This window comes from Leptospira mayottensis 200901116, from assembly GCF_000306675.2.
GTDB classification, from domain to species: Bacteria; Spirochaetota; Leptospiria; order Leptospirales; family Leptospiraceae; genus Leptospira; species Leptospira mayottensis.
The window spans coordinates 2,062,650-2,070,000 of sequence record NZ_CP024871.1 but is presented as its reverse complement, the minus strand read 5'-3'; the positions used below and the strand labels follow the sequence as shown (position 1 = coordinate 2,070,000).

At 37.7% G+C, this 7,351-nt stretch carries 9 protein-coding genes (1 of these 9 running past the window's edge); 5 read left to right on the top strand and 4 right to left on the bottom strand.

Going from position 1 to position 7,351, the window contains the following annotated elements:
• Positions 1-433 carry the beginning of an aspartate aminotransferase family protein gene (locus LEP1GSC190_RS09265; protein ID WP_004279707.1) on the bottom strand. Its footprint begins 788 nt before the window's first position, so the window shows 433 of its 1,221 coding nt (coding positions 1-433); it begins with the start codon at positions 431-433; its stop codon lies off the left edge, out of view.
• On the bottom strand, positions 430-2,196 hold the full coding sequence (locus LEP1GSC190_RS09260) for a phospho-sugar mutase (RefSeq protein WP_002763920.1): 1,767 nt from the start codon (positions 2,194-2,196) through the stop codon (positions 430-432). Before LEP1GSC190_RS09260 ends, LEP1GSC190_RS09265 begins: the two co-directional genes overlap by 4 nt.
• A gap of 190 nt (positions 2,197-2,386) precedes the next feature.
• Here LEP1GSC190_RS09260 and LEP1GSC190_RS09255 point away from each other — a divergent pair, with 190 nt between their 5' ends.
• Both LEP1GSC190_RS09255 and LEP1GSC190_RS09250 read left to right on the top strand, forming a co-directional pair.
• The gene (locus tag LEP1GSC190_RS09255; protein WP_338034124.1) at positions 2,387-2,653 is read left to right on the top strand and encodes a hypothetical protein; all 267 of its coding nucleotides are present in this window, start codon (positions 2,387-2,389) and stop codon (positions 2,651-2,653) included.
• Complete coding sequence (locus tag LEP1GSC190_RS09250; RefSeq protein WP_004279350.1) at positions 2,653-3,768, top strand: pyridoxal phosphate-dependent aminotransferase; 1,116 nt, start codon at positions 2,653-2,655, stop codon at positions 3,766-3,768. The genes LEP1GSC190_RS09255 and LEP1GSC190_RS09250 overlap by 1 nt, the downstream gene beginning before the upstream one ends.
• A 134-nt stretch (positions 3,769-3,902) precedes the next feature.
• Here LEP1GSC190_RS09250 and LEP1GSC190_RS09245 read toward each other — a convergent pair whose 3' ends face one another.
• Both LEP1GSC190_RS09245 and LEP1GSC190_RS09240 read right to left on the bottom strand, forming a co-directional pair.
• Complete coding sequence (locus tag LEP1GSC190_RS09245; protein WP_036035208.1) at positions 3,903-4,307, bottom strand: hypothetical protein; 405 nt, start codon at positions 4,305-4,307, stop codon at positions 3,903-3,905.
• A gap of 491 nt (positions 4,308-4,798) precedes the next feature.
• Positions 4,799-5,842, bottom strand: a complete 1,044-nt coding sequence (locus LEP1GSC190_RS09240; RefSeq protein ID WP_004279512.1) for a hypothetical protein — start codon at positions 5,840-5,842, stop codon at positions 4,799-4,801.
• A 145-nt stretch (positions 5,843-5,987) separates the two neighbouring features.
• On the opposite strand from LEP1GSC190_RS09240, the gene rpmB reads away from it, so the two are divergent.
• Genes rpmB through LEP1GSC190_RS09225 form a run of 3 tightly spaced genes read left to right on the top strand, consistent with a single transcriptional unit; the run spans position 5,988 to position 7,346 of the window.
• Positions 5,988-6,272, top strand: a complete 285-nt coding sequence (gene rpmB / locus LEP1GSC190_RS09235; protein ID WP_000113840.1) for a 50S ribosomal protein L28 — start codon at positions 5,988-5,990, stop codon at positions 6,270-6,272.
• The gene (gene nth / locus LEP1GSC190_RS09230) at positions 6,220-6,918 is read left to right on the top strand and encodes an endonuclease III (protein ID WP_036035212.1); all 699 of its coding nucleotides are present in this window, start codon (positions 6,220-6,222) and stop codon (positions 6,916-6,918) included. Before rpmB ends, nth begins: the two co-directional genes overlap by 53 nt.
• Before the next feature lie 5 nt (positions 6,919-6,923).
• Positions 6,924-7,346: an acyl-CoA thioesterase gene (locus LEP1GSC190_RS09225; protein ID WP_002761359.1), complete on the top strand. Its 423-nt coding sequence runs from the start codon at positions 6,924-6,926 to the stop codon at positions 7,344-7,346.
• Positions 7,347-7,351: the final 5 nt, after the last annotated feature.

Sequence of the window (7,351 nt, the reverse complement as noted above, 5' to 3'; positions counted from 1 at the left end):
AACTTTTTTCCAAAGAAAGAAAGATCGGATCCGTAATACTTTTGGAATTCGCATATTTTCTCGCGAACTTAAACGCTCCTTCTATGGCTTCGGTTCCGGAATTGGTTAAAAATACTTTTCCCGGAAAAGAGTTTAAGATTAAAAGTTCAGCGAGTTTTGCCGCTTCTTCGGAATAAAAAAGATTAGAGGTATGAAATAGTTTATCCGCTTGAGAACGAACAGCTTCAATGATATCCGGGTCCGCATGTCCTAGATTTGTGACGGCGACTCCGCAATGGAAATCAATGTATTGTTTATTATCAAAGTCGAATAGAAGCTCGTTGACCCCGTAACGAAACGCTACGTCGTATCTGGCGTAAGTGTTGAGTAAATAATGGTCCGCTAATTCCTTAGTATGTTGGAAAAGTTCTTTATGGATGTCTGTGTCGTTCATGAGAGTCCCGCCAGTTGTAAAAATATTTCTTCGGATGCTTTGATTTCGGAAATAAGGTCTTTCGTGAGGGTTGGAATTTCTTCTTTAGAATTAGGAGTTTTTGAACTCTGAAAAGAAGAATAGATCTTAATTTTCGGTTCCGTGCCCGAAGGACGGATCGTGAGTTTTGCATTTCCTTCCAAAATGACTTGGATTACATCCGAAGAAGGGCAACCCGAAAATGCGGATTTCGATGCATTTCCCTTCGGGGTCTGGGTCTTATAATCTAAAATCCCGATGATCTTTCTTTGGTGAATTTTTTTCCCTAACAGATCCGCAGTCCTAAGAGATTCCAAAGATTCACGGATTTTTTCCTTACCTGCACTTCCTTCCAATGTAAGTGACTTGAGACTTTCTTGAAAGAGACCGTATTTGAGATAAATCTCGTCCATGTAGTTTAAAAGATCTTTTTTTTCCGTGAGAATTTCCAAAAGCAACAGCGCGGAAGAAAGGGAATCTTTGTCCCTCACAAAAGAAACGGGAAGATAACCGAAGGATTCTTCTCCTCCAAATAAAAAGAAGTCGGTTTTACTCTTATCGATTTTTGCCATCACTTGCGCGATGAACTTAAATCCGGTGAGAACGTTTTTATACTTTACCTTGTTCTTTTTAGCGATGATTTCTTGAAGATCGGTGGTGACGATCGTTTTTACGAGAACTGCTTTTTTCTTTTTTTTGCTCGTTGTATAATTTTCACAGAGATAAGCCGCCATGATGGAACCAATCTGATTTCCGTTTAATAAAACATATTCTCCCTTGGCATTTTTGACTCCGATTCCGAGTCTGTCCGCGTCTGGGTCGGTTGCGATAAAAGCGTGAGCGTTTTTTTGGATCGCGAATTTTTTGGAAAGTTCCATAGCTTCCGGTTCTTCCGGATTCGGATATTTTACGGTGGGGAATTCTCCGTTTGGATCTTTTTGTTCTGGGACTAAGAAGACGTTTTTGTATCCAAATCCGTTTAAGAGGTCCTTCATACTTTTGGCGCCCGTTCCGTGTAACGGAGAATAGACGACTTTCATCGCGGCCCTGTCTTTTGGTTTTAGAGTAACGGAAAGAATTCCCGCTTTAGAAAGCTCTTTTTTGTAGGAGGAAAAACAATCCTTTCCGGCGGGTTTTACCATCTTTTTATAAATAGAATCTTTGGGAGAAAGAATAGATATGATACTCCAGTCCCGGATTGATTCTATTTTCGAAATGATTTTTTGATCATCCGGGGGTACGAGTTGTCCTCCGTCGGAAAGATACGCCTTAAAGCCGTTATATTCGGGAGGATTATGGGAAGCAGTGATGACGACTCCTCCCGTCGCTTTGTAGTAACGAATTGCATAAGAAAGAAGAGGTGTGGGGGTTACTTCTTGGAATAAAATCACTTTGACTCCGAGAGATGCCGCAATCCCTGCAGTAACTTCCGCAAATTCTTTGGATCTCCTTCTGGAATCGTAGGCGATTACAATGGAAGCCTTTTTATTTTTTTTGGATAGATAGCCTACGAATCCGAGCGCGGCGCGACTTACGGTAAATTCGTTCATTCTTCCGATTCCGTTGCCGAGTTTTCCTCGCATTCCACCGGTTCCGAATTCAAGGGGAACTGAAAAAGCTTCCACGTCAGGACCGGATTCTCCCTTGGAAAATTTTTCAAGTACTCGATTGGCCTCTTCACGAACCGCGCTTGGAAAAGGGGCTTGTGTCCAGGGATGGATAAGGGATTCGGGATGATGATTCATAGGATTCCGATTTAGTTTTTTAAGAGGATTAAATTCATAAAAATCGGCTTTCTTTTGAGGTTCAACCCTAATTTTGGCCGATTCCTAAAGTATGGAATCTTATGAATTTGGTCAGGGTGAAAACAGGGAATTTCTAAGGTTGAGTCGAGTCTTGAAGCTTGTGTCTTTCTCCTTTTTTTGTCTTTCGGGTGTGTCTTTTTTTTCCGCATTCATTTCAAGCGATACGGACAAACTCGTTTTGTTTCTTGTACCAGGAATTCTTTTTTTACTCACGGGGATTTGGAGTTACAGCGCGGCGATTTCCTTTAAAAGGATCACGGATACAAAAGGAGAGGACTTGGATTTTTTACGGATCGGTCTTCGTAGTTTACGAATTCATTTTTGGATTCAGATTTCCTTCGGATTTTTTGCAATTCTATTTCTCTTGGGAGGGGCAGTTCTTACTCTTGTCTCTTAATGGAACCCGGAGAATTCTGGATCGAAGAGAGACTTGAAAGATATAGAAAAATTTCTCCTTGCAATCTAGGGGAAAGCGGAATTCGAAATATCACGCTTGGTGAATTGTTTTCTCGTTTGAATCTTTCCACTGAGGTTTTGAATTCTATTTCTTTGGAGGACTCTCCCAATCGAGGTGATCTCGTCTTAAGAGAAGAAATTGCAAGACTTTATCCCGGTTTAAATGCAGATCGAGTATTAGTCACGACGGGAACTGGAGAAGCGCTTTACATTCTTTTTCACCTCCTTTGCAAGAAAGACTCCATTGTTTCTTATTTGGATCCTGCCTTTCAAGCGTTATACGAAATACCCAAGATGATCGGTTCTGTACTCGAACCGGTTTCCTTGTTACGGAATTTAGAGAAAAATTCGAATTTCTTTTTGCCGGAATATTCTGTGCGTGAATTGTTCGAAAGAGGAAAGGATCTCGTAATTTTCAATCATCCCCACAATCCTAGCGGATTATCCTTGGATAAAAGTTCAATTGAGGCTATTCAAGAAGCGGCTTTTCGGTATAAAGGTTGGATCTTGTTCGACGAACACTACCGCTTTTTGGACTTTCGAAACGATCTCAGTTGGACCGGCGCAGGACTTACAGAGCGTACGGTGAGTACCGGTTCGATTACAAAATGTTTCGGAGTGATGGGACTTCGAATCGGATGGATGACGGGCCCGAAAGAACTGATTGAAAGGGCCAGGTCGTTTAAAGATTACTTAACCCACACGGTTTCTCCGATTTCCGAATTTTTGACTCTTCGAATTCTGCAAAATCGAGAACGTTTAATAGCCCCAGTCAAAACGTCTATTTTAAATAACATTCAATTTTTTGAAAGTATTTGGAAAAAACTTCCCGGTTTGAAAAGTTTTATAAAACCTGGGGGAGGAGTCGTTTCTTTTGTGAAACTAAAAGAAGGAATTGATTCTTCTCGTTACGCAGATCTTTTGTTGGATCAATGCGGGGTTTTTGTACTTCCGGGACGCGATTTTGAATGTGAGGGCTGGATTCGTATCGGTTTTGGAGAAACAAACGAACGTTTTCAAGCCGGTGTAGAAAAATGGAAAAATTTGAGTTTATGATAAATCGAATATTTTCAAATAGGAATATATTTTTCTTTTATAAAACTTAAGTTTTATATTTAAAACGTATAACATTCGCGGTGTATGACTATCATATTTGTTGTAAAATTTATTGTCGTTTTAAAATTTGAAGCTTAAATCGATTCTTTTGTTGGAATTTTAAATTCCCAGAATAGACGTTGATATCGTTTTGGTGAATTGACAGGAAGCAAAAGTACATTTTTGGTCCATTTTATAAATTCCGGAATGATTTTGAATTTCATTATTTTTCGTGCAACGTGCGCTGATTCTGTTGGAACAGCTCCTATGTCGATGTTAAGTCGTTCATGATTTATATTTATATTTATATTTATATTTGGATTTGGAGGCCAAAACTCAACTCTAAAGTATGGAGGCTTGAAATTGTAGTTAAGAAACGTTTCAATATTAATTTCTGCAGAATCGTATGCAGAAATTAATTCGGAAGTTTTCAGAGGATGACTAAAACCTCTAGGAATTTTGTCTCTTTGAATTATTAAAAAATTTGGAATTGAATCCATGTTATATTTTTTTGCTCAATTTAGAGAATGTCAAACTTAGAATTTTTGAAGGATATTTCTATAAGCTGTTATGATGATTTTATTTTTACATATAGACTGCGGATATTTACAACATTGGACACAATACCTGATTTTTTATTTTAAGGTGAGCTAAAAAAATTAAAATTAATAAACTCTCGCAATTTTCTGGAATGTTAAAATAATTACAAATGTTTTTGTGCTGAGTGATTTTTAATAAAATTCTTATAAAAGGAATTCTAATTTGTTTAAAATTTCTGCAGAATCTTATTTTGGATTTTATAACTTCATTTTTTAAATGAAGTTTGATATACTAATACTTTCATTTAAAGTCCTTTTGAAAGTAATTAGAACCTATCTATATAATACTTTATCTTTGTATAAAATGCAGGTTTCAATTGTTCTAAGACATTTTTGAGATAACTTCTGGAAATGTATTAACTTCCGCAAATCAAGATATTACAATTAAATCTTTAAAATCCTTTCAAAACTCGATTTGCCAAAATAGTTGGATGATAAGTTAAGATTGCTCTTTGGAAAAATAGTCCGTTCAAAAATTGACTTTTTAAATTAAATTTTTTCCCACCTACTTGAATAAGTTCAGAATCGAAGGATTCTTGGATTTCTGTTTCGATTTTAAAGCGAATTTCCTTATTTAAAATTTTAAAAACTTGTTCTTTAGAAGAACTCTTCCATTGAAATTCACTTGGAAATAAATTTCTCTCTTTCAACCAAAGTGGAAGATTGATTTTTTCTAATTTAGAAGGAAGGAATGTGCCTAAATAACACAATTCAGGGTTTTCCAAATCTATGTTTTTATCTGAGGTTTCTCTTAAGTATCCCAGTGCGTAAAGATCGCAGAAAGCAAGTTCCGGAGAATAGGACTCCTCATAAAACTCTTGTTTGGAAAAAGATGCCGCTTTTGCCGCCACAAATCTGAGTTTGATTTTTTTGGAACCGCCGAACGGAATCCAGGAAATCGGAAGTAACGACTTCCATTCTTCCCAAGGAAACGTTTCCTCCCAATAAATTAAAGAATGTAGATATAAACGATATGGCTTTGGAGATGCTGCACTCAGTAAATCCGGAGAACTTTGTGATTGCTTCGAATCCGATTTTTTCTTGAGGGGAAAAAAATTCCAAGATTTCTCTTGGAAAGTATAAAGAGATTTTTTAAGAAGTTGCCATAGTCGGTATTTTATCTGTTTCGAAAAACTCGAATGAAGTTTCTGATTCATCTTGAGTTTTTTCTTTCCTCCCGCAAATGAACTGGCATCGATTTGTAATGTCGATGCGAATTCGGAAGGGATTCCATTTTCTAAAGGAAGATTAGTATCGTATAGAATATGATGAAATTGTCTCGGATCCACGATTTGTTCCTTGGTAAATTCTTCGTTTAAAATTGGTTGAAGTTTTCGTTCAATTTGGACCCTTTTACTTTGAAAAAAAGGAAGAACGTTGATATTCCAAATTCGATCCAACCGAAATTGAAAGTTTGTAAGAAAGATATTGAACATCGAGACAAGTTTGTTTGGCAGTCTTTTTAGGAGCGGTAAGATTCTCCACTGAAAAAAGAAAAAGTCATTTAAAATTCAGCAGAAATGCCAGAAAATCGGCAGAAAGGTTGACTAAGGAGAGGTATGGACCGATCCTGTCCTTACTATGGCCAGAAGATGTGAAGTAACCGGAAGAGGCACTGTCTCTGGGAACAATGTTTCCCATTCCCATATCAAAACAAGAAGAACCTGGAAGGTAAATCTGATCAAAAAAAGAATCTTTTTGGAAGATGAAAACCGCTGGGTTACGATCCGTCTTTCTACCAGAGCTCTTCGAACTCTGAGAAAAAAAGGAATTAAGGCCGCCATTAAAGATAACGGCGGATCCTTGGGTGTTCTTGCTCCGAAAAAGTACGCAGGAATCACAAAACAGGCTCCTAAAAAAGCCTGATCCTGCGTTTTTAAAGTGGTTTTCCCGGATTTTTTCTCTTTTAAGAAAAGAATTCGGGGAGGTACAAACCCCTCTTCATTTTAAGCATAATTACGAACTTGCCATTGCCGTCATTTTGAGTGCTCAATGCACGGACGAGCGAGTTAATCAAGTTACTCCCGCTCTTTTTAAAACCTTTCCCAGCCTGGAATCCTTTGCCAACGCGGATTTAAAAGATATTGAAGCTTTGATTTTTTCCACGGGATTTTATCATAATAAAGCGAAATCCATTCAGGGATTTGCTAAAAAATTGTTAAGCGACTTTGACGGTAAAATTCCGAAGACGATTGCGGAACTTACCACACTTCCCGGATTCGGTCGTAAAACCGCAAACGTGGTTTTGTCTGAGGTTCACGGACTTGTGGAAGGAATCGTAGTCGATACACATGTAAATCGAATTTCGAAGGTGCTCGGACTGACGACTAAAAACGATCCGATTCAGGTAGAGAAAGATCTTATGTCAATTCTTCCCAAAAAATATTGGAGAGATATTTCCTTGTATTTGATCTTTTTAGGAAGAAAAAGTTGTAAGGCACATCGCCGATTTTGTGGAGAATGTATCCTTAAAAAGGACTGTCCGTCATCTTCGGTTGTTCAAGGAGTTTAATTCTTATGGAAGTTTTTATAGATCAGAAGTTGGAAGGAATGGAACTTGCCACCCAACATATCGTAATGTCCAGGGATCTCAATCAACACGGATTTCTTTTTGGAGGTCAGATGCTTGCTTGGATCGACGAAGGTTGCGCCATGTATGTCATGGAGAAAATCCGCTATTCGAATATTGTTACCGTGAGTATGGCAGACGTTGTGTTTAAAAGTCCAGGTCTTTTGGGAGATATCATTCAGATCTTTTCTAAGATTGAAAGAGTGGGAAACAGTTCCGTCACGATTCGAAACACTTCCATCGGAAAAAGCCAGAGTAGAAAAGAACTCAAAGAGATCATCGATTGCAAGATTACTTATGTTTGTCTGGATGAAAATGGAAGACCATTTCCTTATTTCAAAGATCATTTTGAATTTCAGGATCTGAAATAATTTTC

Bases quoted from the DNA above. Each gene is read 5' to 3' on its own strand.
- LEP1GSC190_RS09240 (WP_004279512.1), bottom strand. From the start codon at position 5,842: ATGTTCAATATCTTTCTTACAAACTTTCAATTTCGGTTGGATCGAATT.
- LEP1GSC190_RS09225 (WP_002761359.1), top strand. From the start codon at position 6,924: ATGGAAGTTTTTATAGATCAGAAGTTGGAAGGAATGGAACTTGCCACC.
- rpmB (WP_000113840.1), top strand. From the start codon at position 5,988: ATGGCCAGAAGATGTGAAGTAACCGGAAGAGGCACTGTCTCTGGGAAC.
- LEP1GSC190_RS09245 (WP_036035208.1), bottom strand. From the start codon at position 4,307: ATGGATTCAATTCCAAATTTTTTAATAATTCAAAGAGACAAAATTCCT.
- LEP1GSC190_RS09260 (WP_002763920.1), bottom strand. From the start codon at position 2,196: ATGAATCATCATCCCGAATCCCTTATCCATCCCTGGACACAAGCCCCT.
- LEP1GSC190_RS09250 (WP_004279350.1), top strand. From the start codon at position 2,653: ATGGAACCCGGAGAATTCTGGATCGAAGAGAGACTTGAAAGATATAGA.